Origin of the sequence: Microbispora hainanensis (assembly GCF_006874475.1) — a bacterium.
GTDB lineage: Bacteria > Actinomycetota > Actinomycetes > Streptosporangiales > Streptosporangiaceae > Microbispora > Microbispora hainanensis.
In genome coordinates this window covers 21,383-45,397 of the sequence record NZ_VIRM01000050.1, presented here as the reverse complement: position 1 = coordinate 45,397, position 24,015 = coordinate 21,383, and the positions used below count along the sequence as shown (strand labels likewise).

At 71.3% G+C, this 24,015-nt stretch carries 20 protein-coding genes and 1 tRNA gene; 5 read left to right on the top strand and 16 right to left on the bottom strand.

Going from position 1 to position 24,015, the window contains the following annotated elements; genetic code table 11:
• Nucleotides 1–165: 165 nt before the first annotated feature.
• Nucleotides 166–1,158, bottom strand: a complete 993-nt coding sequence (locus tag FLX08_RS31020) for an ABC transporter substrate-binding protein (protein ID WP_208761770.1) — start codon at nucleotides 1,156–1,158, stop codon at nucleotides 166–168.
• Between the two features lie 73 nt (nucleotides 1,159–1,231).
• Complete coding sequence (locus FLX08_RS31015) at nucleotides 1,232–2,218, bottom strand: LacI family DNA-binding transcriptional regulator (protein ID WP_142623838.1); 987 nt, start codon at nucleotides 2,216–2,218, stop codon at nucleotides 1,232–1,234.
• Between the two features lie 254 nt (nucleotides 2,219–2,472).
• Here FLX08_RS31015 and FLX08_RS31010 point away from each other — a divergent pair, with 254 nt between their 5' ends.
• Entirely contained in the window at nucleotides 2,473–6,243 is a 3,771-nt protein-coding gene (locus tag FLX08_RS31010) for an alpha-L-arabinofuranosidase C-terminal domain-containing protein (protein ID WP_142623815.1), read from the top strand.
• Between the two features lie 131 nt (nucleotides 6,244–6,374).
• Here FLX08_RS31010 and FLX08_RS31005 read toward each other — a convergent pair whose 3' ends face one another.
• The 8 genes from FLX08_RS31005 to FLX08_RS30970 all read right to left on the bottom strand — a co-directional run bounded on the left by FLX08_RS31005 (nucleotide 6,375) and on the right by FLX08_RS30970 (nucleotide 13,950).
• Nucleotides 6,375–7,433, bottom strand: a complete 1,059-nt coding sequence (locus FLX08_RS31005) for a LacI family DNA-binding transcriptional regulator (RefSeq protein ID WP_425280654.1) — start codon at nucleotides 7,431–7,433, stop codon at nucleotides 6,375–6,377.
• 136 nt (nucleotides 7,434–7,569) lie between these two features.
• A complete protein-coding gene (locus FLX08_RS31000; RefSeq protein ID WP_142623814.1) occupies nucleotides 7,570–8,466 on the bottom strand; it encodes a DMT family transporter in 897 nt (298 codons plus the stop codon).
• A 252-nt stretch (nucleotides 8,467–8,718) separates the two neighbouring features.
• Nucleotides 8,719–9,477: a dienelactone hydrolase family protein gene (locus tag FLX08_RS30995; protein ID WP_142623813.1), complete on the bottom strand. Its 759-nt coding sequence runs from the start codon at nucleotides 9,475–9,477 to the stop codon at nucleotides 8,719–8,721.
• A gap of 148 nt (nucleotides 9,478–9,625) precedes the next feature.
• Nucleotides 9,626–10,300, bottom strand: coding sequence for an SRPBCC family protein (locus FLX08_RS30990; RefSeq protein ID WP_142623812.1), 675 nt, complete (start codon nucleotides 10,298–10,300; stop codon nucleotides 9,626–9,628).
• 73 nt (nucleotides 10,301–10,373) lie between these two features.
• Nucleotides 10,374–11,783 carry a CynX/NimT family MFS transporter gene (locus tag FLX08_RS30985; protein WP_142623811.1) on the bottom strand — a complete coding sequence of 470 codons (1,410 nt, stop codon included), beginning with the start codon at nucleotides 11,781–11,783 and terminating at the stop codon, nucleotides 10,374–10,376.
• A 92-nt stretch (nucleotides 11,784–11,875) separates the two neighbouring features.
• Nucleotides 11,876–12,289: a hypothetical protein gene (locus FLX08_RS30980; protein ID WP_142623810.1), complete on the bottom strand. Its 414-nt coding sequence runs from the start codon at nucleotides 12,287–12,289 to the stop codon at nucleotides 11,876–11,878.
• 76 nt (nucleotides 12,290–12,365) lie between these two features.
• Nucleotides 12,366–12,719 carry a hypothetical protein gene (locus tag FLX08_RS30975; protein ID WP_142623809.1) on the bottom strand — a complete coding sequence of 118 codons (354 nt, stop codon included), beginning with the start codon at nucleotides 12,717–12,719 and terminating at the stop codon, nucleotides 12,366–12,368.
• A 136-nt stretch (nucleotides 12,720–12,855) separates the two neighbouring features.
• Nucleotides 12,856–13,950, bottom strand: a complete 1,095-nt coding sequence (locus FLX08_RS30970; RefSeq protein WP_142623808.1) for a carboxylate-amine ligase — start codon at nucleotides 13,948–13,950, stop codon at nucleotides 12,856–12,858.
• A gap of 187 nt (nucleotides 13,951–14,137) precedes the next feature.
• Between FLX08_RS30970 and FLX08_RS30965 the strand changes: the two genes are divergently transcribed.
• Nucleotides 14,138–15,598 (top strand): DUF2254 family protein, encoded by a 1,461-nt coding sequence (locus tag FLX08_RS30965; RefSeq protein ID WP_142623807.1) that lies wholly within the window; start codon nucleotides 14,138–14,140, stop codon nucleotides 15,596–15,598.
• 86 nt (nucleotides 15,599–15,684) lie between these two features.
• Nucleotides 15,685–17,070: a Dyp-type peroxidase gene (locus tag FLX08_RS30960; protein ID WP_142623806.1), complete on the top strand. Its 1,386-nt coding sequence runs from the start codon at nucleotides 15,685–15,687 to the stop codon at nucleotides 17,068–17,070.
• A 146-nt stretch (nucleotides 17,071–17,216) separates the two neighbouring features.
• Here the strand turns inward: FLX08_RS30960 and FLX08_RS30955 are convergent.
• From FLX08_RS30955 to FLX08_RS30940, 4 genes are all read right to left on the bottom strand, one after another.
• Nucleotides 17,217–17,289: transfer RNA gene (locus tag FLX08_RS30955), tRNA-Ala, on the bottom strand.
• A 91-nt stretch (nucleotides 17,290–17,380) separates the two neighbouring features.
• A complete protein-coding gene (locus FLX08_RS30950) occupies nucleotides 17,381–18,016 on the bottom strand; it encodes a histidine phosphatase family protein (protein WP_142623805.1) in 636 nt (211 codons plus the stop codon).
• Between the two features lie 25 nt (nucleotides 18,017–18,041).
• Nucleotides 18,042–18,446 (bottom strand): ribosome silencing factor, encoded by a 405-nt coding sequence (gene rsfS, locus FLX08_RS30945; protein WP_142623804.1) that lies wholly within the window; start codon nucleotides 18,444–18,446, stop codon nucleotides 18,042–18,044.
• A gap of 163 nt (nucleotides 18,447–18,609) precedes the next feature.
• On the bottom strand, nucleotides 18,610–19,131 hold the full coding sequence (locus FLX08_RS30940) for an ArsR/SmtB family transcription factor (protein ID WP_142623803.1): 522 nt from the start codon (nucleotides 19,129–19,131) through the stop codon (nucleotides 18,610–18,612).
• 71 nt (nucleotides 19,132–19,202) lie between these two features.
• Here FLX08_RS30940 and FLX08_RS30935 point away from each other — a divergent pair, with 71 nt between their 5' ends.
• Nucleotides 19,203–20,420: an MFS transporter gene (locus tag FLX08_RS30935; protein WP_208761769.1), complete on the top strand. Its 1,218-nt coding sequence runs from the start codon at nucleotides 19,203–19,205 to the stop codon at nucleotides 20,418–20,420.
• Here FLX08_RS30935 and nadD read toward each other — a convergent pair.
• Nucleotides 20,383–20,994: a nicotinate-nucleotide adenylyltransferase gene (gene nadD, locus FLX08_RS30930; RefSeq protein WP_167530632.1), complete on the bottom strand. Its 612-nt coding sequence runs from the start codon at nucleotides 20,992–20,994 to the stop codon at nucleotides 20,383–20,385. The two genes, FLX08_RS30935 and nadD, sit on opposite strands and share 38 nt — an antisense overlap.
• Nucleotides 20,995–21,108: 114 nt before the next feature.
• On the opposite strand from nadD, the gene FLX08_RS30925 reads away from it, so the two are divergent.
• Entirely contained in the window at nucleotides 21,109–22,119 is a 1,011-nt protein-coding gene (locus FLX08_RS30925; RefSeq protein ID WP_425280653.1) for a M48 family metallopeptidase, read from the top strand.
• A gap of 182 nt (nucleotides 22,120–22,301) precedes the next feature.
• Here FLX08_RS30925 and FLX08_RS30920 read toward each other — a convergent pair whose 3' ends face one another.
• The gene (locus tag FLX08_RS30920; RefSeq protein ID WP_142623799.1) at nucleotides 22,302–23,948 is read right to left on the bottom strand and encodes a serine/threonine-protein kinase; all 1,647 of its coding nucleotides are present in this window, start codon (nucleotides 23,946–23,948) and stop codon (nucleotides 22,302–22,304) included.
• Between the last annotated feature and the right edge of the window lie 67 nt (nucleotides 23,949–24,015).

Genomic DNA, 24,015 nt, shown 5'->3' with positions numbered 1-24,015 from the left:
CTGGTCGTGCCGGAGGCGCGCAATGGAGCGCCTCCTCGTCGCGCTCTGGTCGCTTCGCTCCCGCGCGCTCCTCAGTCCAGATCGGCGGCGCGCTCCTCCGGATCGCTCGGTGCTCGTGTCTCGTGTGAGCGGGCCGCCCCGGTGGCGGGGCGGCCCGGAACCCGATCAGTACTTACGGTTGGGCAGGGCCTCCGCGGCCTGCTCCTGGGTGAAGGTGGTCTCCTCGGTGACCACCCGCTGGGGCACCTGCTCGCCGGCGACGACCTTCTTGGCGAGGTCCATCAGCTGGGTGCCGAGCAGCGGGGAGCACTCGACGATGAAGTTGATCTTGCCGTCGGCGAGGGCCTGCATGCCGTCGTGCACCGCGTCGACCGTGATGATCTTGATGTCCTTGCCCGGGACCTTGCCCGCGCCCTCGATCGCCTCGATGGCGCCGAGGCCCATGTCGTCGTTGTGCGCGTACAGCACGTCGATGTCGGGGTTGGACTTCAGGAAGGCCTCCATGACCTCCTTGCCCTTGGCGCGGGTGAAGTCGCCGCTCTGCGAAGCGATGACCTTGAACTTCGGATCCGCGGAGATGACCTCCTGGAACCCGGACTTCCGGTCGTTGGCGGGCGCGGAGCCGGTGGTGCCCTCAAGCTGGACGATGTTCACGTCGTCCTTGCTGTCCTTGTACTGGTCGACCAGCCACTGACCGGCCTTCTTGCCCTCCTCGACGAAGTCGGAGCCGAGGAAGGTCTTGTACAGGCTGGTGTCCTTGGAGTCCACCGCCCGGTCGGTGAGGATGACCGGGATCTTCGCGTTCTGCGCCTCCTTGAGCACGGTGTCCCAGCCCGACTCCACGACCGGCGAGAAGGCGATCACGTCGACCTTCTGCTGGATGTAGGAGCGGATCGCCTTGATCTGGTTCTCCTGCTTCTGCTGCGCGTCGGAGAACTTCAGTTCGACGCCCGCGGCCTTGGCGGACTCCTGGATGTCCTTGGTGTTGGCGGTACGCCAACCGCTTTCCGCGCCGACCTGGGCGAAGCCCATCACGAGCTTGCCGTCGTCGGCGCCGCCGCCGACGGACGAGTCGCCGCCGCCGTCGCTGCTGCTGCAACCGGCCATCGTCAGGGCCGTGGCACCGGCCAGGATCAGTGCCGAGATCCTCTTCAACACTGGGGGGATCCTTTCTAAAGTTAGCGCTAACACCTGGGGTGCGGCGCTGGTTATCCGATGTGTTTCCGTACGGCTAGTGCGCGGCTGTGCTTCCCCTGAGCACGAACTGGGGAGGCACCACGAGACGCTCGTGAGGCAGCGCCTCGCCCGACTCGATCTGCCGGAGCAGCACGTCGATACTGCGCCTGCCGACGGCCCCGAAGTCCTGTCTGATGGTGGTGAGCGGCGGGGAGAAGAACTCCGACTCAGGGATGTCGTCGAAGCCCACGATGCTGATCTGCTCGGGGACCTTCACCCCCTCCTCCGTGAACGCGCGCAGAAGGCCGAGCGCCATCTGGTCGTTGGCGACGAACACCGCGGTGACGTCGCCGGCCATCGCGGCGAGTTCCTTGCCGGCCCGGTAGCCCGAACGCGGGCTCCAGTCGCCGGTCAGCATGCCGGGAACGGGCCGCCCCGCGGCGGTCAGGGCCGCGCGCCAGCCCTCGATGCGCCCCTCGGCCTCCAGCCAGTCCGCCGGACCGCTGACATGCCAGACGGTCTCGTGCCCGAGGTCGAGCAGGTGCGAGGTCGCCAGCCTGGCGCCCTCGACCTGGTCGACGCTCACCACGGAGACCTCGCCCTGGTGCCAGCCCTCGACGGCCACGGCGGGCATGCCCGCCGGCAGGTCGTCGAGCGCCCGCGCCGCCGATCGCTGCGGGGCGACGACGACGATGCCGTCCACGCCCTGCTCGGCGAGGTAGCCGATCGCGTCGTTCACGCCGGCCCTGTCGATGGTCCGCAGGCTCACGATGCTGACGAAGTAACCCGCGTCCCGCGCCGCCTGCTCGATTCCGTATACCGTGCTCGCCGGGCCGTACAGCGTCGTGTCGAAGCTGACCACGCCCAGCGTGCGCGAGTGCTTGGTGACCAGGGCCCGGGCGACGAGGTTGCGGCGGTAACCGAGCTGGTCGATGGCCCGCATGACCCGGGTGCGGGTCTCGGCGCGGACGTTCGGATGGTCGTTGAGCACCCGCGAGACCGTCTGGTGCGACACTCCGGCCAGCCTGGCCACGTCGGCCATGACGGGCGGGCGGCGGTCGACGTTGGGTCCCACTGGCGCTCCTCTCAACTGCTTGGGAAGACTGTGAGCGTTAACACGACCCTCCGTCAAGGTGATGGCCGATTACGGTCCGGTCACACCGACACATCGCGGTAACACAGTATTGACGGACATGTCGCATAGCCCTTAACTGGTGGCCGAATCCACCTTGTTAGCGCTCACTTTGCGACCATCTCGTGATGTTATCGCTAACAGAACCCGGAGGAGCCCCCCGAATGAGCAGAAAGGCCTGGTCACTGGCCTTATCGGCGGCCATGGTGAGCGGCATCGTCAGCGGCATGCTCTCCACCACGCCGGCTCAGGCCGAAGCCGCCGACCCGATCCCGGCAGGCGCGGTCGTCGATCAGTTCGACACCGCCGCGCTCGGCCCCGACTGGCAGGTTCTCAATCCCGACGACACCCAGTGGTCCCTCGGCGAGCAGCCCGGCAGCCTGCGCATCCACTCGCTGAAGGGCGACACCTACCAGACCGACAACTCGGCCAGGAACATCTTCCTCATGGACGTCCCCTCCGGGGACTTCGAGGTCGTCACCAAGGTCGGCGCCCCGGTCGCGCTCGACTACCAGAGCGCCGGCATCTTCGCCTGGCAGGACTGGGACAACTACGTCCGCGCCGGTCTCGCGCACGTCGGCTCGTCCGGGGGCAACGTCATCGAGACCGACACCGAGGTGAAGGCGGCGTTCACCGCGGCCTTCGCGAGCCGCCCGGGATCCACGGGCGAGATCCTCAAGCTGGCGAGGTCGGGCGACGAGTTCACCTCCTCATACTGGGACGGCTCCGCCTGGGTCCAGGCGTCCAAGGTCACCGCCGCGCTGGACGTCAGGCAGGTCGGCCTGTTCGCGCTGTCCGCGCAGAACGGCACGCCGATCGCGGCCGACTTCGACTACTTCGCGGTCAAGGCGGCCGCGGGCAAGGCGATCGTCCCTTCCGGCCCCTTCACGCTGCGCGCGGCCGGCGCCACGCCGTATCTGTCGGCCACCGAGGACGGACGGGTGGTCGCCTCCGACGCCCAGGGCCTGACGAGCCTCGCGGTCACCGCCGAGGACAAGGGCGACGGCACGGTCGCGCTCAAGGAGCTGGACGGCACGGGCTACCTGCGCGTCGCGGACGACTCCTCCCTGCACCTCGGCCGGGCGGCTGGATCGTTCCAGCTCCGCGACGCCGGCGGCGGCAAGGTGTACCTGTCGGCCGGGGACAGGCAGATCGCGGTCAGCGACGGCAGGCTCGTCGCCACCGGCGGGAACGCGACCAGCCAGGGCACGAAGTTCCAGGTCGAAGGCTACGCCAAGGACACCGGCAGGCTCACGGTGGACACCTCCGCCGCCGGCACCAAGGTCAGCCCCAACCTGTACGGCATCTTCTACGAGGACATCAACCACGCGGCCGACGGCGGCCTCTACGCCGAGCTCGTGCAGAACCGGTCGTTCGAGTTCAACTCGGTCGACAACCGGAACTACAGCGGCATGACCGCGTGGACCCCGGTCGGGCGCGGCGGCGCGACCGGCACGGCCGCGGTCTCCGGCGACCAGCCGCTGAACGCCGGCAACCGCAACTTCCTGCGGCTGGACATCACCACCCCGGGCACCGGTTTCGGCGTGAGCAACGCCGGCTTCAACCGGGGCGTCGCGGTCCAGGCAGGCAAGACCTACGACCTGTCGCTGTTCGCCCGGCGCACCAGCGGCGGCCCGATCACCGCGTCCATCGAGAGCGCGGACGGCTCCACGGTCTACGGCACCGCCACGATCGACGCCCAGCCGGCCGGCTGGAAGAAGTACACCGCGAAGATCACCGCGAACGCGACCACCGACGCCGCGCGCCTGGTCGTGCTGGCCGGCGGCGGCGGCCTGGTCGACCTCGACATGATCTCGCTGTTTCCCGAGGACACATTCAAGGGCCGCGCGAACGGCATGCGCAAGGACATCGCCGAGACGATCGCCGCGCTCAAGCCGCGGTTCCTGCGCTTCCCCGGCGGCTGCGTGACCAACGTCGGCACCTACGATCCCTACGCGCTCAACCAGGACCGGCGCCGCATCTACCAGTGGAAGGAGACGATCGGCCCCGTCGAGGAGCGGCCGACCAACTTCAACTTCTGGGGCTACAACCAGTCGTACGGCATCGGTTACTACGAGTACTTCCAGTTCGCCGAGGACCTCGGCGCCGAGCCGCTGCCGGTGCTGTCGGTGGGCGTCAACGGCTGCAACGAGAACCGGCCGCTGACCGACGAGGCCAAGCTCCAGCGGTGGGTCCAGGACACGCTCGACCTCATCGAGTTCGCCAACGGCCCGGCCGGCTCCACCTGGGGTTCCAAGCGGGCGGCGATGGGGCACCCCAAGCCGTTCGGCCTGAAGTACATCGGCCTCGGCAACGAGGAGATCTACAACGAGTTCTTCACGAACTTCCCCACGTTCGCGAACGCCGTCAGGGCGAAGTATCCGGACATCAAGATCCTCTCGAACTCCGGGCAGACGTCCCAGGGCGCCTGGTTCGACCGGATGTGGCAGTTCGCCCGTGACCAGAAGGCCGACCTGGTCGACGAGCACTACTACAACGACCCGAGCTGGTTCCTGGCCAACAACCACCGCTACGACGACTACGACCGCAACGGCCCGCACGTGTTCGTCGGCGAGTACGCCTCCAAGGGCAACACCTACTGGAACGCGCTGACCGAGGCGTCCTACCTGACCGGCATCGAGCGCAACTCCGACGTCGTCGAGCTGGCGTCGTACGCGCCGCTGCTGTCCAACGTCGACTACGTCAACTGGACGCCGGACCTCATCTGGTTCGACAACGACCAGGTGTACGGCTCGCCCAGCTACTACGTGCAGCGCCTGTTCTCCCGCAACGTGGGCGACACCGTGCTGCCGAGCACCTACAAGGCGAGCCCGCTGCCGGTGGACGACATCAAGGGTGCCATCGGCCTCGGCTCCTGGAGCACCCAGGTCCGCTACGACGACGTCACGGTGACCGGGGCCGACGGCACGGTCCTGTTCAGCGACGACTTCTCGAACGGCACGGGCAAGTGGACCCCCGGCCAGGGGACGTGGGCGGTGCAGGACGGCGCGTACGTCCAGACGGCCGGCGTGACCGACGCCCGGTCGACGGCCGGCTCGGCGGACTGGTCCAACTACACGCTGGAGGTCACCGCCCGCAAGACCGGCGGCGCCGAGGGCTTCCTGGTGATGTTCGGAGTGAAGGACACCGGCAACTTCTACTGGTGGAACATCGGCGGCTGGAACAACACCCAGTCGGCCATCGAGAAGGCGACGAACGGCGGCAAGTCGTCGATCGCGACGTCGGGCACCACGGTGCAGACCGGCCGCGACTACAAGGTCAGGATCCAGGTCTCCGGGCGGCACATCACCACCTGGCTCGACGGGCAGAAGATCAACGACTTCACCGACAACGTCTCCGTCGAGCCGCTCTACCAGGTGGTCTCGAAGGACGGCGACACCGGCGACGTGGTGATCAAGGCCGTCAACGTCCAGGACACCGCCGTGCGCAGCACGGTCGACCTGGGCGACGCCGCGATCGCGCCGAAGGCCCTCGTCACCTCGCTGACCGGCGACCCGGCCGCGGTGAACTCGCTCGCCGAGCCCACGAAGATCTCCCCGGTCGAGCGGGAGGTGAGCGGATTCTCCTCCGCCTTCACCTACGACTTCCCGGCCCACTCGGTGACGTTCATCCGCCTCGGCAAGGACACCAGGACCGGCACCGCCGTCACCGCCCACGCGTCACCCGAGCAGGTGAAGCTGGGCAAGAAGGTCCAGGTGCACTACAGCGTGAGCCCGAAGGGCGCGACCGGCGAGGTGACCGTGTCCGAGGGCGCCACGATCCTCGGCACGGGCACCCTCAACCCCGGCGGCCAGGGCAAGACCGAGCTCGGCCTCGACCTGCCGGTGGGCACGCACGAGCTGAGCGTCTCCTACTCCGGCGACGCCCGCTTCCGGCCGTCGGCCACCACGCTGACGCTGGAGGTGAAGCCGTAACAAGCGGCCGCCCGGGGTACGCCATCCCCCCGGGCGGCTCTTCGCGGACGACCGTCCGGGATGCGCCAGCGCCCCGGGCGGCCGTCTTCCGAGCGCCCGGGCGGCTCCTTTTCGAGCCGCGGCGGGCTCTTTCAGGGCCTGACGCCGGTGCTCTCCCGCACCACGAGCTCGGGCTCCACCATGCGCCGCGCCTCGCCTTCCACCCCGGCGATGCGGTCCAGCAGGAGCTGGAACGCCTGCCGCCCGACCTCGCCGAAGTTCTGCCGCACGGTGGTCAGCGGCGGCCAGAAATAGGCCGCCTCGGGGACGTCGTCGAAGCCGACGACGCTCACGTCGTCGGGGACCCGCCGGCCCGCCTCCCGCAGGGCCCGCAGCACGCCCATCGCCATGTGGTCGTTGGCCACGAAGACCGCCGTCACGTCGGGCTCACGGGCGAGCCGCTTGCCGATCTCGTAGCCGGAGTGGGCGGTCCAGTCGCCGACCAGCGGCTCGGGCACCTCCCGGCCCTCCGCCTCCAGCGCCGATCGCCAGCCCGCCACCCGGCCGCTCGCGTCGATCCAGTTGGGCGGGCCCGACAGGTGCCAGACCGTACGGTGACCGAGACTGAGCAGGTGACGGGTGGCGCGGGCGGCACCGGCGTGCTGGTCGACCGCCGCGACCGGCACCGGCACCGGCAGGTCCGTTCCCCCGCCGACGTCGACCACCGGGAGCCCCTGGGGAAGGTGGCGCAGCCCCTCGGCGGCCGACTCGTGCGGCGCGACGACGATGACGCCGTCCACGGACTGGGACCTCAGGCGGTCGATGCCCCGGGTGATCCAGCTGCGGTTGAGCGCGGGCAGGCTGGCGATGCTGACCAGGTAGTCGCTGTCCCTGGCCGCCTGCTCGATGCCGAAGAGCGTGGAGGCCGGGCCATACAAGGTGGTGTCGAAGCAGACGACCCCCAGCACCCCCGAGCGGCCGGTCACGAGGACGCGCGCCGCCGAGTTGGGCCGGTAGTCGAGCTCGCGGACCGCCGCGAGGACGCGCGCCCGGGTCTCCGGCCGCACCTTCTCCGGGGCGTTCAGCACTCTCGACACCGTCATCGCCGACACTCCTGCCAGCTCCGCGACGTCCTCCATGACCGCCGCCTTCGGGCGTTCGGTCGGGCTCTCTCCAGGCCGGACCTTCGTCATCCGCCGCGCCCCGCTCATTCCGGTCAGGTTTCCTGAGTGATTGCGATAACAGCAAGGCGTGCCACCACTACGGTGATCACAGCGCGTCACGAGCCCGGTGAGGAACGTTCCGCCTGGCGACCACGTGTGCGCACGTGCCCAGCTCATGGTATCGCTAACAGGTCCCGCTCCCCCTGTGTTGGCGCGGAGCGTCACGAAGTTCCCCCCTGGCGAGCAAGGCGAGGGCGCACAGGAGCACCATCGCCCCGCCCACCTGTACGGCGGACATCCGCTCCCCCAGCAGCACAACGCCGATGACGGCGGCGACGAGAGGTTCGAGCAGGGAGAGGACCGCGGCCGCGGTGCCGCCGACCACGCGCAGCCCCGCGAAGAACAGCCCGTACGCGAGCGCCGTCGGCACGGCCGCCAGATAGCCGAGCAGCAGCACGCTGGTCACCATGCTGGTCATGGTGTGCCCGGCGGGCAGCAGCCCTCCGGTCGCGGCGAGCGGGAGCAGGCAGGCCGCACCCCCGGCGAACCCCCACACGGCCACGCCGTCGGCGGGCATCCGGCGCGTCGTGAGGGTGACGAAGGAGTAGGCCGCCGCCGACAGCAGCGAGTAACCGGCTCCGGCCAGGGTGACCGTCTGCGCGCCTCCCGTGAGCATGGCGAGACCCGCGACGGCGAGCACGGCGCATCCGAGGCCGGTGCGGCCCAGCGGTTCGCCCAGGAAGATCCGGCCGCCGGCCGCCACCAGGAGCGGGGCGGCGCCCATCGTGATCATCGTGGCGACCGCGACACCGGCCTCGGCGATGGCCGCGAAGTAGGCCGCCTGGCACACCGCCATCGCCGGGCCGACGAGCAGCACCACCCGCCAGGAGGGCCTGCTGCGGGCCACGGCGAGCAGGAGCACCGCGCCGCAGGCGAAGCGCCAGAACGACACGGCGACGGGACTCAGCTGTCCCGCGCCGTGCAGCAGCGCCCCCGCCGCTCCCCCGGTTCCCCAGGCGACGGCGGCGGTGGACACGTAGACAAGGCCCTGCCGTACGGACAGGGCTGGAGCATGGTTCATCAACGTCTCTCCAGTGAGGTGGGCCCGATTCCCGCAGGCGGGCAGGGGCCACCGGCCGGGCCGCCCAGGCCCGGCTCACCGGATGACGCCGCCCGCTAGCGGGCGGGGGGTGGAGAGACGATCAATGTCACGCGGGCACCGTAACGTGTCCGCACCGCCGTCCGCATCACCATTTGGGCACTTTCGGGGGTGCCGGTGCGCGCGACGGGATGCGGAAGGCTTAGTCTTGCATCGTGGCAGCCCGAGGCGAGGTCAGGTCGCCTCGGGCTGTCCGCTCACGAAGCCGAGGATGCGCGACCAGGCGTCGGCACAGGCATCGGCGAGCTCCGGGCGGCCAAGCTCGAAGAAGCTGTGCGGCGCTCCCGGATAGGTGACGAACTCGTGCGCCACCCCGGCGCCGTCCAGCGCCTCGCCGAACGCGCTCACCACCTCGGGGGTGATGCCCTCGTCCGCGCCGCCGAACAGGCCCAGAATCGGCCCGCGCAGTTCGCCCGCCATCTGGGTGGGGCCGGGGTTGCCGAAGAGCACGTCCGGATATCCGTACAGGCCGATGACGCCCGCGAATCCGAAGGCGGGCCTGGCCGTCATGAACGCGAGCCTCCCGCCGAAGCAGAAGCCGAGGGAGACCACGTCCTCGCTTCCCTCGGCCCGCAGGTGCGCGGCGCCGGCGGCGATGTCGGCGAACAAGCCGTCCCTGTGCGCCTTGCCCAGGTGTTCCATGAACGGGAAGTCACCGGGCCTCGGATCGGTCCCGGCCGTACGCCCGAAATAGTCGATGGCAAGCGCGGTGTGCCCCTGCTCGGCGAGCCGTTCGGTGAGGCGCTCGTAGAATCCCGACAAGCCGCGGTTGTCCGGCAGGACGAGCACCGCGGGGCCGGACGCCCGGCCGGGGCGGGACAGGAACGCCGCGAAGTTCGCACCGTCGGCCGAGGTCAGCACGATGCGTCCGGAGGTGACGGTCGTGATCGGAGAACCGTAGACGGGCGGCACGGCGTCGGGCTCGTAACACACGGGCGATATCCCTTTCACTGAGATTGGCGGATACGCCCGTGAGGCTACAATACGTTTCTCCCATCATATCAGGACAAAATAAATTTCCGATTTCTCGCAGATAACAGGCCCGTCTCCTTTCGGGAGACGGGCCTGAAAATGCTCCGGATCAGATCACCGGGCCGGGCGTGTCGCGCGGCGGCACGGGGCCGGTGCCGGGAGCGGGGCCCGTGCCGGGAGCGGGCGGAATCGGGCCGGTGCCGGGCGGCGGCAGCGGCGTCTCGCGCGGATACTCGGGGTTCACGGTGCGGGGCGGCATCGGCTCGCCGATGTCATAACCCGTGCCGGAGCCGCCAGTGCCGGGAGCGGGGCCCGTGCCGTCCTGCTGGTGCGGGCCGGGGACCTCGCCGCGCCAGCCGCCGGTCTCGCCGCCGCGCGTCTCGATGAACGTCTTGAAACGCTCCAGGTCGCCCTTGACGCGCATGCGGACGATCTGCAGGGCGTCGGCCGCCTTCTCCAGGAAGCCCTCGGGGTCATACTCCATCTGCAGCGTGACGCGGGTCGTGTCGTCGTCGATCCGGTGGAAGGTGACGACGCCGGCCTGCCGCGGCGTGTCCACCGAGCGCCAGGCCACCCTCTCGTCGGGGTGCTGCTCGGTGATCTCCGCTTCGAACTCGCGGCGGACGCCCGCGATCTCGACGACCCAGTCGGTGCGCGTGTCGCCGATCTGCTTGACCGACTCCACGCCCTCCATGAACTCCGGGAAGCTCTCGAACTGCGTCCACTGGTTGTACGCCGTGCGGATCGGGACATTCACGTCGACGGACTGCTCGATCGAGCTCATGCCTTCTCCTTCTCTCGTCGGTTGCCGCACTACGCCTGCCCTGAGAGATGGAGGTAAACCCGGGCGGCCGGCCTCAGCGGGAGGGCGACCTGCGGCGTCCGCCGTGCCGTGCGGCCGGGCGGGCCAGGCGCGGCCGGGGCGCCTTGCCCTCGTCACTCGCCCGCGCGTGCCGCGCCTTGCCGGCCGACCGGCGCGCCCGTCCCGTGACGAGGTCGCGCACGCCCCGCGAGACGTGGTCGTTCGGGCGCCCGGCGGGCGCGGGCGTGGTCTCGTCTTCGAGAGTGCGGTCGGCCGCCGCGTACCAGCCGGTCACCACCTGTACGGCGAGCGCGGCGAACAGCAGCCCGAACGGCAGCGCCCACCCGCCGCTCACCTGGTGGAGCAGGCCGAACGTGATCGGTCCGGCGCCCGCGATGAGATATCCGGCGCTCTGCCCGAAGGCCGACAGCGCGGCGGTGCCCGCCGGCGTGCGGGTCCGCATGGCCAGCATGGCCAGCGCGAGCGGGAACGTGCCCCCGCCGACGGCCACGAGGATCGACCACGCCCACAGTGCGTGCCCGGTGAGCAGACCGGCGAAGCCGGCCGCGTACAGGACCGAGAACGCGATCACCAGCGGACGCTGGCCGGACAGCCGGGCCGCCAGGGCGGGCACCGCCATGGAGACGGGGATGCCGAGCCCGGTGAACACGGCGAGGACCAGACCGGCCTGCCCGGCGGTGTAGCCGTTGTCCCGCAGCAGCAGCGGCAGCCAGCCGAACATCACATACGCGATGAGCGACTGCGAGCCAAAATATCCGGCCACGGCCCAGGCGAGCCTGCTGCGCAGGAGGCCGTCGGCCCCGGCCCTCACGGATGTGTCGCGCCGCTCCGGCTCACCGCGCCTGAGCGCGAGCCACGGAATCGCGGCCACGGCGGCCAGAGCCGCCCACACCCCGAGTGCCACGTGCCAGTTGCCTCCCGCGGCCTGCTGCACCGGAACGGTCGCGGCGGCGGCGACCATCGTCCCGGCCGCGAGGGCCGTCGAGTAGACGGTGGTCATCGCCCCCGCCCGCCGGGGGAAGTGCCTCTTGATCAGCGCGGGGATGACGACGTTGCCGACCGCGCCGCCCGCCAGCGCGACCGCGCTGGCCGCCATGAACGGCACAGCGGAATCGACGAGGGCGCGCGCGGCCTGCCCCGCAGCGAGCAGGACGATCGCCCCGAGCAGCAGCCGCTGCTCCCCCATCCTTCGGGACATGGCCGGCGTCAGCGCGCCGAACAGGGCGAAGCTCATCACCGGCAGCGTGGTGAGCAGCCCCGTCATCGCCGCCGACAGGCCCAGCCCCGCGCTCACCTGGTCGAGCACGGTCCCCACGCTGGTCACCGCGGTACGCAGGTTCAACGCGGCGAGGGCGATGCCCCCGGCGATCAGCCACGCCATCGATCCGCCGTGTGCTCGCAACGGTGCTCCGAGCACGCCCCTCCGCGTCACGACGGCACTCATCGCCGCAACATCTCCCCTCATCCGGTCATCCTACGATTGACACCATACCAAAGCCCTCATCGCTCTCATTTGTTCCAGGCTGGGAGAACTTTCTACGAACGCCGCGCGCCGCGCAGCAGCCACAGGAGGCCGATCACGGGCAGCGCGAGCGGCACGAAGCCATAGCCGCTGCCATACCCCGACCACACGGTGGCCTGCGGAAACGCGGCGGGATCGGCCAGGCTCAGCGTGCCGACGACCAGCACCCCGGCCAGCTCGACCAGGCAGGCGGCGATCCCGACGCGCCGCGCGCCGCGGGCCAGCGCCACAGTGAGCACGATGTAGACCACCCCGGCGAACGCAGACAGCACGTACGCCAGCGGCGCCTCGGCGAATCTCGTGGCGATCTGCACGGCGGCGCGGGAGGTCGCGGCCAGCGCGAAGATCCCGTACACGGCGACGAGCACGCGTCCCGGCCCGGAGCGTACGGCCTCGCCGCCCCGGCCCTGCCCGGAGCGAGTACTCATGCCACCTCCTCGCCTTGCGGCTCGGAGTCGCATGAGCGAAGCACGCTGTTTCTATTGATTCGCTCGCTGCGCTCGCTCATGCGCCCGCGTTCCAGATCTGCAGCAGCCGGCCGGTCATGACGGCCACGGTGAAGGCGGCCACGGTGATGACCACGGGGCCCCAGCGCGTGCGCTCCGCCCGGCCCCACCACATGGCGGCGGGCGGGATCACCACGGTGCCCAGCAGGTAGCCGATGAAGGTCGCCTTCTCCGCCACGTGGCCGAGATCGGCGAGCGCCAAGCCCGCCTGCACGAGCACGGCGAGTTCGAGCAGCCCGAGCCCGGCCAGCAGCACGGGCCCCATGGGCCGGTTCCGTACGGCGGTGATCAGGCTGACCAGTGCGAGCACCAGGGCGGCGCCGATCAGCCAGCCCGAGTAGGCGCCGTTCATGCCGCGCTCGGGGCGGGGATCACAGACATGGCGAGTAGGGTATCGGCCCCCACGCCCGCCCCGCCGCACGGCCTCCCGGCACCTGCCGCACAACCTCCCCGGCCCTGCCGCCGGGGGCCTGCCGGGCCGGCGCCGGCTAGCGCCGGCGGGTCTCGGCGAGGAGCAGGTCGACCGCGTCCTCCGGCTTCCCGTTGACCGCGTACGCCCCCCGCTGACGCGAGGCGGAGCTGCCCCGGCGCAGCGCCGCGTCGGCGAGCTCCGAGACGATCTCCCAGTCACCCAGCTTCTCCAGGGTCGGCCGCAGCTCCTCCAGCATCCAGGTGATGATCCGCGGGGCCGGTTCGGGCCTGCTCGTCACCGGCGACAGCAGGTCGCCCTCCAGCCCATCGCGGGCCGCCCGCCAATTGGCCGCCCGCAGCAGCGCCAGGCGATGCTCGCCGGCCGGCGGCTCGCCCCGCTCCACGGCCTCCGACTCCCTCGTCATGAGGGCGCGGAAGAGACCGGCGAGCAGCACCACGTCGTCCGCGAGCGGGCAGGAGTCGCAGACGCGCATCTCCACCGTCGGCACGTGGGCGCTGAGCCGCAGGTCGAAATAGACCATGCCCCGGTCCTCGATCACGCCGGAGGCCACCAGGTCGTCGGCCGTCCTGTCATAGTCGGCGGCGTCGGCGAACGGGCCGAGCGGGCCCGCGGTCGGCCAGCGCTGCCAGGTCAGCGCGCGGCTGCTGGCATAACCACTGTCCTCGTCCATCCAGTAGGGGGAGCTGGCGCTGAGCGCGAGCAGCGGGGGGAGCCACGCCTCCACGCGCTGGGCGGCGAGCACCGCCACGTCCCTGTCGTCGATCTCCACGTGCACCTGCGCCCCGCAGATGAGCTGCTCCTGGGCGAGGAACCGGTAGGACTCCTGCAGGTACTCGTAGCGCTCTCCGGGCGTGAACGTGTAGCCCTCGACGCCGGTGATCGGAGTGCTGCCGGAGGCGATCACGCCCACCCCCAGCGGCTCACCGGCGGACACGAGCGCCTGACGCAGCCGCACGATCTCGGCCCGCACGTCGCCCAGGTCCTCCATCGGGGTGCTGTTGGTCTCCACCACCGAGCGCTGCAGTTCGGCCGCGAACCCCTCGTCCGGCAGCCGCTCCAGCATCGACTCCGCCAGCGGCGTCAGCCGCCGGGTCTCGAGATCGACGACAAGGAACTCCTCTTCAACGCCGACAGGCCGTCTCTTCGTCATGACCGATCACTACCCCTGGGGTGCGGAATAGGCCTGACCGGCCGGGCATCAGTGCCAGGACGCGGGGTAGGGCCGTTTCCGGGCTTTCCGCTGAGGCTTCTCCGGGGCCTTCTGCGGGCCTTCTGCGGGCCTTCTGCGGGGGCTTCTGCGGAGCCCTTCTCGGGGGCCTTCTGGCGGGGGCGGAGTCATGCAGACGTCGGACAAGGAACCACTGCGCGTACGAAGGGGTGTGCGCCGGGTCAAGGCCCGCTGGCAGCGGTCGATCGCCGAGTTCCTGCGCGTGCCCTTCGCGCTGCTGGCCGCCTTCATCCTGCTCGCCGCCGGCTCGATCGCCCTGGACACCATCCGGCTGCCGGTGCTCGCGGGCGTGCACGACGCGATCTCCCGGATGCTGCCCAAGGATTCGGTGTCCACGCTGCTCACCTCGATCGCCACGAGCGTCGTGACGATCACGTCCATCACGTTCTCGGTGCTGCTGCTCGCCGTGCAGCAGACCGCGTCGTCGTTCACGCCGGTCGTGTTCGAACAGTTCCTGCGACGCCGCACCAACCAGGTCTACTTCGGGTTCTTCATCGGCCTGTCCTTCTACTGCTTCCTCGTGCTGGCCGTCCTGCGCCCCGACAAGAACCCCGCCTTCTCGGCTCTGGTCGCCCTCGCGCTGACGCTGGTCGCGTTCATCATGCTCGTGCTGATCATCTACGGCACCGTCGACCAGATGCGGCCCGGCACGGTCATCCGGTCCATCCACCAGCTCGCCATGAAGGCCCGGGGCGCGGAGGAGGCGCTGCTCACCCGTACGCGACGCGAACCCCGGCTCGACGCCGACGGCATGACGGTGCACGCGACCGAGAGCGGCTATGTCGTCGAGATCGACCTCGACCTGCTCAGGGAGGCCGCGGCGATCTGCCCGGGCGAGGCCGAGATCGTGCTGGAGATCCAGCTCGGCTCACATGTGGTGTTCGGCGACGCGGTGGCCACCGTCGTGTGCACCGGGCAGCCGGACGCGGACGAGGCGCGGTCCGGGGTGCTGGCCGCGATCAGCCTCGACGACCTGCGCGACATCGACGTGGACGCGGGCTACGGAGTGGACGAGATGCACAACATCGCCTGGGCGGCCGGCTCCAGCGCGCAACACAGCCCGGAGACCGCGCTCACCGCCGTCGCCGCCCTCCGCGACCTGCTCGCGCGGTGGATCGCCGTGTCGGGCTCGGAGCGCGAGCGGGGCGACGAGCTGCCGGTGGTCTACCGCAACGGCGTGGTCGCGCAGGCGGTGGACGCGCTGGCGTCGATCGGGCTGGTCACGGCCGAGTCCCGGGAGCACCAGACCTGCGCGGAGGTCCTCACCGCCTTCGCCGCGAGCCTCCCGCGCATGCCCGCCCGAGAGCAGGGGCTGCTGGACGACGCCGTGCGCCGGGTGCTGCCGGCCGTCGTCGAGCACGCCTACAGCAAGCAACTCCACCGCGCCCTGACCTGCCTGGCGCGGTCGCTGCGCGATGCCGGTTTGGACGAGACGGCCGGCCGCGTCGACCAGGCGGCGGGTCAGCTCCGCGAGTCGACGCGATGGATCCTGCCCAAGCCCTCGGAACACCCCGGATCGCAGGCGATGATCGGCGAGGGCACTCCGGTGGGCATCCGGCGTCACCGGTGAATTTCCCTTTACGTGGAACCTTTTCCGTGAATGATGGCTCTTATCGGGTGGGGGCCCGACATTTCCACTACGGGGAAGGATTCGACATGCCGGTCGACCTGTCCAACGCCAAACCGCTCGCCTGGGATTCGGCGAAACTCGACGCCGACACCAAGGCCATGCTCGACAACCTGCAGCCGAACATCCTGCAGGCGCACGTCCGGGAGAGCATGTCCCTGCTGCTCGTGCACTTCGGCGACGGAGAGGACGGCAGGCGCTTCCTGCGCTCCCTGCTGCCGCTCATGAAATCGGCCAGGAAGCACCTGGAGGAGGTCCGCGCCTTCAACCGCACGAAGAAACCCGGCACGCCGTATGTGGGCGTCGGCATCAGCAAAATCGGCTATCTGAAACTGGGCCACTCGACCACCCGATTCACCGACAACGCGTTCAAATCGGGGATGAAGCGGCGCAAGGACACGTTGAGCGACCCGGCGGTGAGCGCCTGGGAGAAGCACTACCAGGAGGAGATCCACGCGATCGTGCTGATCGGCGACGCCGCGCCCGAGCCGGTCGCCGCCACCCGCAAGCGCGTCCTCGCGCTGCTGCCGAAGACCGCGAAGATCGTCGGCGAGGAGAAGGGCGAGGGCCTGCGCGACGCGCAGGGCCGGGGCATCGAGCACTTCGGCTACGTGGACGGCCGCAGCCAGCCGCTGTTCCTCGCCGACCAGGTGGCCGCCGAGTCCGGCACCAACTGGAACCCCTTCTTCCCGCTGAGCCACGTGCTCGTCCCCGACCCCCTCGCTCCCCACCCGGCCCGGCACTTCGGCAGCTACCTCGTCCTGCGCAAGCTGGAGCAGAACGTCCGCGCGTTCCGGGAGGCCGAGGAGGCCCTCGCCGACGCGCTCGGCCTGAAGGGAGACGACCGGCCGCTCGCGGGCGCGATGCTGGTCGGCCGGTTCCGCAACGGCACGCCGCTGCGGCTACACGGGAAGCCGAGCTCCGAGGGCCACCCGGTGCAGAACGACTTCAGCTACCGCGACGATCCCGGCGCCAAGTGCCCGGTCGGTGCGCACATCCGCAAGGCCAATCCCCGTGACTCCCGGGACGGCGGCCTGGAGCGCACGCTCGGCGTCATGATGGCGCGGCGCGGCCAGACCTACGGCAGGCGCACCGACACGCCGTGGGACGACGCGCCCCCGGCGACCCGGCCGACCGGTGGGGTGGGCCTGCTGTTCATGGCGTTCAACGCCGGCCTGCAGGAACAGTTCGAGTTCACCCAGCAGACCTGGGCCGACAACCCCGACTTCCCGGACGGGGGCACCGGCCACGACCCCGTGATCGGGCAGGGCAGGCGGGACGTCAAGGTGCGCTACCCGAAGGCGTGGAACAGCACCAAGCTCAGCGCCCCCCAGCGCCAGGTCCCCCAGACCGTGACCATGAAGGGGGGCGAATACTTCTTCATGCCGTCGCTCGCCTACCTCAAGAGCCTCTGACCAGCCGCCGGCGAGGCAGACCGGGCTCGTGAGCGATCATGCCGTCGTCCTCCGCGCGGGCGGCCGCGCCGTGAGCGGCCTGCTGGGAGGGCCGGCCTCGACGCGCGGCGCTCGCCGGTCGGCGGGACCACGGGCCAGGTGAAGGGTGGAGCTATGGGGATTCGAACCCCAGACCCCTTCCATGCCATGGAAGTGCGCTACCAGCTGCGCTATAGCCCCTTGCCACCGCTCCGGGTGCTCCCGGCGCGGCGCTCGGAGAGCATATAGGTATGCCCATCCGTTTACCTAATCGTCACCCGTCACACGCGTCTCAGCCGTCCGCGGTGGCGGCCGGGCTGTCGTCGCTGCTGACCGGCTCGGGCAGCGTGCCCGCGTTGTGCTCGAGCAGCCGCCAGCCCCGGCGGCCCTCCTCCAGCACCGACCACGAGCAGTTGCCGAGGCCGCCCAGCGCCGACCAGAGCTCCTGCGGCAGCCCGAGCAGCCGGCAGATGCCGAGCCGCAGCGCGGCGCCGTGCGAGGCGACGACCAGCAGGCCGTCCTCGTCCAGGCGGGCCGCCCAGCGCCCGATCGCGTCGGCGACCCGGTCGGCGACGTGCCCCACGTCCTCGCCGCCCGGGGCCTCCCACGCCTCGTACTCGACCGGCCAGCCCGCCCTGATCTCGTCGCGGGTCAGGCCCTCCCACTCGCCGCCGCCGCGCTCGCGCAGGTCCTTGTCGACCGACACGTCGAGGCCGGTGAGCCGGCCGAGGGCCGAGGCGGTGTCGTACGCGCGGCGCAGGTCCGAGGAGACGAGCATGGTCGGCCGCAGGGCCGCGAGCAGGGAGGCCGCCCGGGCCGCCTGCGCGACGCCGGTCTCGTCCAGTGCGATGTCGGTGTGCCCCTGGAATCGCTTCTCGACGTTCCACAGCGTCTGCCCGTGCCGCAGGCAGACGACACGACGGCTCATCGCGCCGCCCCGATGATGGCCTTCGTCACTGGGCCGCCCCGTGCCCGCGCTGGGCGGCGACCCGCTTGACGCTCTCCGGCAGCTCGATGGACGGGCAGTCCTTCCACAGGCGCTCAAGCGCGTAGAAGTTGCGGTCCTCCTCGTGCTGCACGTGCACCACGATGTCGAGGTAGTCGAGCAGGACCCAGCGGCCCTCCCGCTCCCCCTCACGGCGTACGGGCTTGGCGTCGGCCTCCACGCGCAGGCGCTCCTCGATCTCGTCGACGACCGCGCGCACCTGCCGGTCGTTGGACGCGGAGCAGAGAAGGAAGGCGTCGGTGATGACGAGCTGGTCGCTCACGTCGTAGGCGATGATGTCGTCGGCCAGCTTCTCCGCGGCTGCCTCGGCCGCCACGCGCACGAGCTGGATCGATCTCTCGGATGCTGTCACGATTCGGTTCTGTCCTCCGTTGTCGGGTTCTTCTGTCGGGTTCTTCCAGGGTGCACAGTGTCATTCCAGGGTGCACAGTCCGCGTGCCCCGTACAACCGGCTTTCCCGGGGAGACCCTACCGGCACACCCTGTCACTCCGGTTTTATGCCCGGGATCAGCAGTTCAACGTCCGTCCGGGCCCGTGGATTCCGTCATGGGAAAGGCGGCGACGGTCGCGCCGACCCGGATCGTCCCCGGCGTGTGCGGGGCCGCCGCGCCCTGGTGCAGGTCCACGATCGCGGCGAGGATCCTGCCGCGGACGTCGTGCCACAGCTCCGGCTCGACCCACAGCTCGGCGTCGGCCGTGACCCCCTCCTCATCCGCGCGGCGCCGCCCGGCCCGCTCCCGCAGCGACTGCGCCAGCGCCTCGGCGAGCAGCGGGAAACCGTCGCGCTGCTCGGTCAGCGGCGTGCCTCCCGCCGCCCGATAGCGGTGCTCCCGGCCGCCGCGCCGGACCCGTACGTCGGCCAGCTCGGCGAGCCCGGCGTCGTCCAGGCAGCGCAGGTGGTGGCTGGCGAGGGCGTGCGAGATGCCCAGCTCACGGGACAGCTCGGCCGCGGACATGGGCGCGCCCCACATGAGCGAGAGCATGCGCAGCCGCACCGGATGCGCGAGCGCCCTGAGCCTGGGATCCCCCTCCGCCATGGCGGAAAGTAAACACCATCACGACCCCCAAGCATTGACTTGGGGGTTGCTCCGGGACGATGATCCCCGGCATGAAAGCCGCCCTCTCCGACCGCAACGCCCGTCGTTACCTGGGCGCCGTCGTGGTCTCCGGATTCGGCACCATGGCGATGTCCTTGGCCGCGGGCATCTGGGTGAAGTCGCTGACCGGTTCCGACAGCCTCGCCGCCCTCACGTCGTTCTGCTTCTGGGCGCCGACGGCGGCGGGCCCCGCGCTCGGCGCGGTGGTCGACATCCTCGGCGCCCGGCCCGTGCTCGTCTGGACGAACGTCGTGATGGGCGCGGCGCTCTGCCTGCTCTTCCTGGTCCGATCCCCCGCGCAGGTCTGGCTGCTGTTCGCGGTGCTCCTGCTGTACGGCGTGAGCTTCGTCGTGCTCGACGCGGCGGAGGCGGCCGTCCTGCCCGAGGCCGTGCCGGAGACCCTGCTGGCCGGGGTCAACGGGCTGCGCATGAGCGCGTCCGAGGGCACACGCCTCGCCGCGCCCCTGCTGGGGGCCGGGCTGTTCGCCGTCGCGGGCGGCGACGCGGTGGTGGCGCTCGACGCGGCCACCTTCGCGGCCGGCGCGTGGCTGCTCGGCACGCTGCGCCTGCCGGCCGCCCCCGCAGGACGCGCCCGCGTGACGAGGGGCTGGGCGGCCCGCACCGCGGAGGGGGCGCGCTTCCTGTTCCGCGACCCGCTCCTGGGCCGCCTCATGCTGTCCGGGGCCGCGCTGATGCTGGTCTCCGGCGTCAACGGGGCGGTCGTCTTCGCCGTGGTCGATCACGGCCTGCACCGGGAGCCCGGCTTCACCGGCGCGCTGTCCGCGATCCAGGGCGGCGGCACGGTGCTCGGCGGCATGATCGCGGGGTCGTTGCTGCGCCGGGCCGGCGAGGCGCGGCTGTCCGCCGCCGGAGGGCTCCTGTTCGTCGTCTCGGTGGCGCTACGCGCCGTCCCGTGGACGCCCGTCGTGGCGGCGGCGAGCCTGCTGTCCGGGCTGGGGCTGCCCTGGGTGCTGGTCGCCGCCTTCACCGCCGTGCAGCGGATCGCGCCCCGCGACCTGCTGGCCGCCGTGTCCGCGACCGCCAACACCGTGCTGTTCGTCCCGACCGCCGTGGGGATGGCGCTCGGCGCCGGGCTCCTCGTCCTGACGTCCTACCGCCCGGTGCTGTGGGCGGCGGCGCTCGCCGGCGCGCTCGCCGCGGCGTACGGCCTGCGGAAACCGCGAGGAGCCGTCACGACTCCGGATCGCGATACAAGTGCCGCTTGTTGATGTACTGCACGATGCCGTCGGGGACCAGATACCAGATGGGCTCCCCGGCGGCCACCCGGGCGCGGCACTCCGAGGAGGAGATCGCCAGCGCCGGGATCTCGATCAGGCTGACCTTGCCCGCCGGCAGGCCGGGGTCCTGGAGCGTGTGGCCGGGCCGGGTGCAGCCGACGAAGTGCGCGATCGTGAACAGCTCGTCGGCGTCGCGCCAGCTCAGGATCTGCGCGAGCGCGTCGGCGCCGGTGATGAAGTACAGCTCCACGTCCGGGCCGTACGCGGCGGAGATGTCACGGAGCGTGTCGATCGTGTACGTGGGGCCGGGCCGGTCGATGTCCACCCGGCTGACCGAGAAGCGCGGGTTCGACGCGGTGGCGATCACCGTCATGAGGTAGCGGTCCTCGGACGAGGATACGGTCTGCTCGGCCTTCTGCCAGGGCTGACCGGTCGGGACGAACACCACCTCGTCCAGGTTGAAGTGGTGGGCCACCTCGCTGGCCGCCACCAGGTGGCCGTGGTGGATCGGGTCGAAGGTCCCGCCCATCACGCCCAGTCGCCGGATCGCCGTCCCGTTACGCATGGAACGGACGATAACGCCCCTACCGGACCAACCGGGAAACCGGCCCTCCCGTGACGGCCCGGGCTCCCCGCGGTGCCCGCGCGCGTCCGGCCCGTGAGACATAGCATGCGGAACATGACCACTCCCGATCGCAATCGCGTGCAGCTGCCCGGCATCAGCTCGCGAGCCTACGAACACCCCGCCGATCGTTCCGCCCTCGTCGCGATGCGATCGCTGTCCGGATTCGACGCGGTGCTCAAGCGGACGTCCGGCCTGTTCAGCGAGCGCCGGCTCCGCCTCATGTTCCTGGCCTCCGCGGTGCGCACGACCGACACCCAGTTCCGCTCCCTGCACGACATGGGCCGCGACAGCGCCTACATCCTCGACCTGCACCGGATCCCCGAGATCTACGTGCAGCAGGACCCGAAGGCCTACGCGATGGCGATCGGTTTCGACGAGCCGTTCATCATCGTCTCGACGGGCCTGCTCGACCTCATGGACGACGAGGAGCTGCGCTTCGTCATCGGCCACGAGACCTCGCACATCCTGTCGGGCCACGCCGTCTATGGCACGATGCTCGCGATCCTGACCCGCCTGGCCACCCGCGTGGCCTGGATCCCGCTCGGCTACATCGGCCTGCGGGTCATCGTCGCCGCCCTGGAGGAGTGGCAGCGCAAGGCGGAGATGTCCGCCGACCGCGGCGGCCTGCTCGCCGGGCAGGACCCCGACGCCGCGCTGCGGGCGCTCATGAAGCTCGCCGGCGGCTCCCGCCTGCATGAGATGAACATCGAGGCGTTCCTCGACCAGGCCAGGGAGTACGACACCGCGGGCGACGTGCGCGACGGCCTGCTCAAGGTCCTCAACATGCTCGGCACGACCCACCCGTTCGCGGTGACCCGCGTCGCCGAGCTCGACCGCTGGCGTCGCAGCGGAGAGTACGAACGGATCATCGCCGGCACCTACCCCCGCCGCGAGGACGACGCCAACGCCCGCCTCACGGAAGAGATCAAGGCGGCGGCCAACTCCTACCGGGAGTCGTGGGCGCAGTCGCAGGACCCGTTCATCGGCGTGCTGCGCGACGTCGCCGAGGGCGCGGTCAACGCCGGCGAGCGCATCTTCAACCGCTTCGCCCGCCGCGAGAACTGACCGCTTCGACCGGGCCCCGAGACCGGGCCCGAGACCGGGCCCGAGACTGGACCGGGACAGGACCCGGGACTGGGCCCCGTGACGGACACTGGCGCGGGCACCGGGCAGGCCCGGCCGGACGGATCCGTGCGTGCGCCGCGGCGGGCTTTCCACAACCGGCCGCGGCGGGCTTTCCACGACCGTCAGAAGAAGAACGCCACGGCGCGGACGGCGGCGGCGCAGAGCGCGACGAAGCCGCCCAGGACGGCGAGCGCCCGCAGGCCCTCCCGCCGCAGGCCGGGAATGGCCGCGCCCGCACGCTCGATCTCCCGGCCGATGATCGCGCCGCTGACGACGCCGAACGCGATGCCGGCGATCGTCACGGGCACCGGCCGAGACCACCACTCGGGCTCCAGGCGTCCCCCGGAGCCCACCCACAGCCCCGCGAACGCCACCGCGGCCGCGGGCAGCCCCGGCCACGCGACGGCCGACAGCAGCGAACCGGCCAGCGTGAGCGGGAACGCCAGCGCGCGCAGGCAGGCCCGGGCCCGGCCGGGTTTGCGGCGCCGTACGAGCCAGTGACTGGTCCACACGGCCCTGATCACCACCGCGAGGGCCGCCGTGATCGCGAAGGTCGCGAGCGGATAGACCACCGACGCCACCACGCACGGCACGGCGAGCAGCGCGACCAGCACCAGGGCAGCGTTCCCGGTCGGGATGCCGAGCGCCCCTTCGGGCGCCCCCTCCGGCGCGGTGGCGAGGGCCGTGGCGGCCTTCACCCGCCGGGGCCGGGCGGCGGAGCCGGGGCCGCCGCGCCGGGCGGCCCGCTCGGCCGCCGTCGCCGGCTCCCGCGCCGTGGTCTCCGCGCCCTTCCTGGCCGGCTTGTCCTCCGGTTTGGCCGCCTTCCTGGCCCCCGCTTTCGCGTCCGATTTCGTGCCCGTCTTCGCGCCCGGCTTGGCGTCGGACGCGGTGCGGGCCCGGGCCGCCTCCACGGGCGTACGCGTGGTGGTCTCGGCGGCGGACGGCTCACCCGGCGCGCGGGAGGACTCTCCGGCGGCCCGCGCGAGCCGGGACAGGCGGTCGGCCAGCAGCGCGGCGGTCGGGCGGCGGGCGGGGTCGCGGTGCAGGGCGGCGCGGACGAGCGGCAGCAGGGCGGCCGGCACCCCCACCAGGTCGGCCTTGCCGTTCAGCACCGCGTACATCTGCGACTCGGCGGTGCCCCGGCCGAAGGTCGGCCGTCCGGTGGCGGCGAACGCCACCGTGGCGGCCCAGCCGTGCACGTCGGCGGGCGCCCCCACGGTCTCCTCGGCGAAGACCTCGGGGGCGCAGTAGCCGGGCGTGCCGAGGAACGTGCCGGTCATCGTGACCCGCGTCGCGTCGAGCACCTGGGCGATGCCGAAGTCGATCAGCACCGGCCCGTCCTCGCCCAGCAGGACGTTGGCCGGCTTGACGTCGCGATGCACGATCCCGCCCGCGTGGATGATCGCCAGAGCCGACGCGAGGCCCTGCGCCAGCGTGATGAGCCGGGACTCCTGCAGCGGCCCGTGCCGCCGTACGGCGTCGAGGAGGTTCTCCCCCTCGATGTAGTCCATGACGAGGTACGGCCGGTCGCCGGACAGGTCGGCGTCGAGCACCTGGGCGACGTACGGGCTCTCGACCCGGCGCAACGCCCGCACCTCGCGTTCGAGCCGTAATCGGGCGTCGGGATCGTTCTCGATGGGGTCGCGCAGCATCTTCACCGCGACGCGGTCGCCCCGGCGGCCGACGGCGAGATACACCTCACCCATGCCACCCCGGCCCAGCCGCTCCAGCAGCGCGTAGGGGCCGACCCGCCCGAGACGTCCAGCCATAGGAGCGCCAACCATAGCGGTCCGGCCGTCCGAATAGGCGGAGGCGCGCCGTCCGATCGCGATAAAA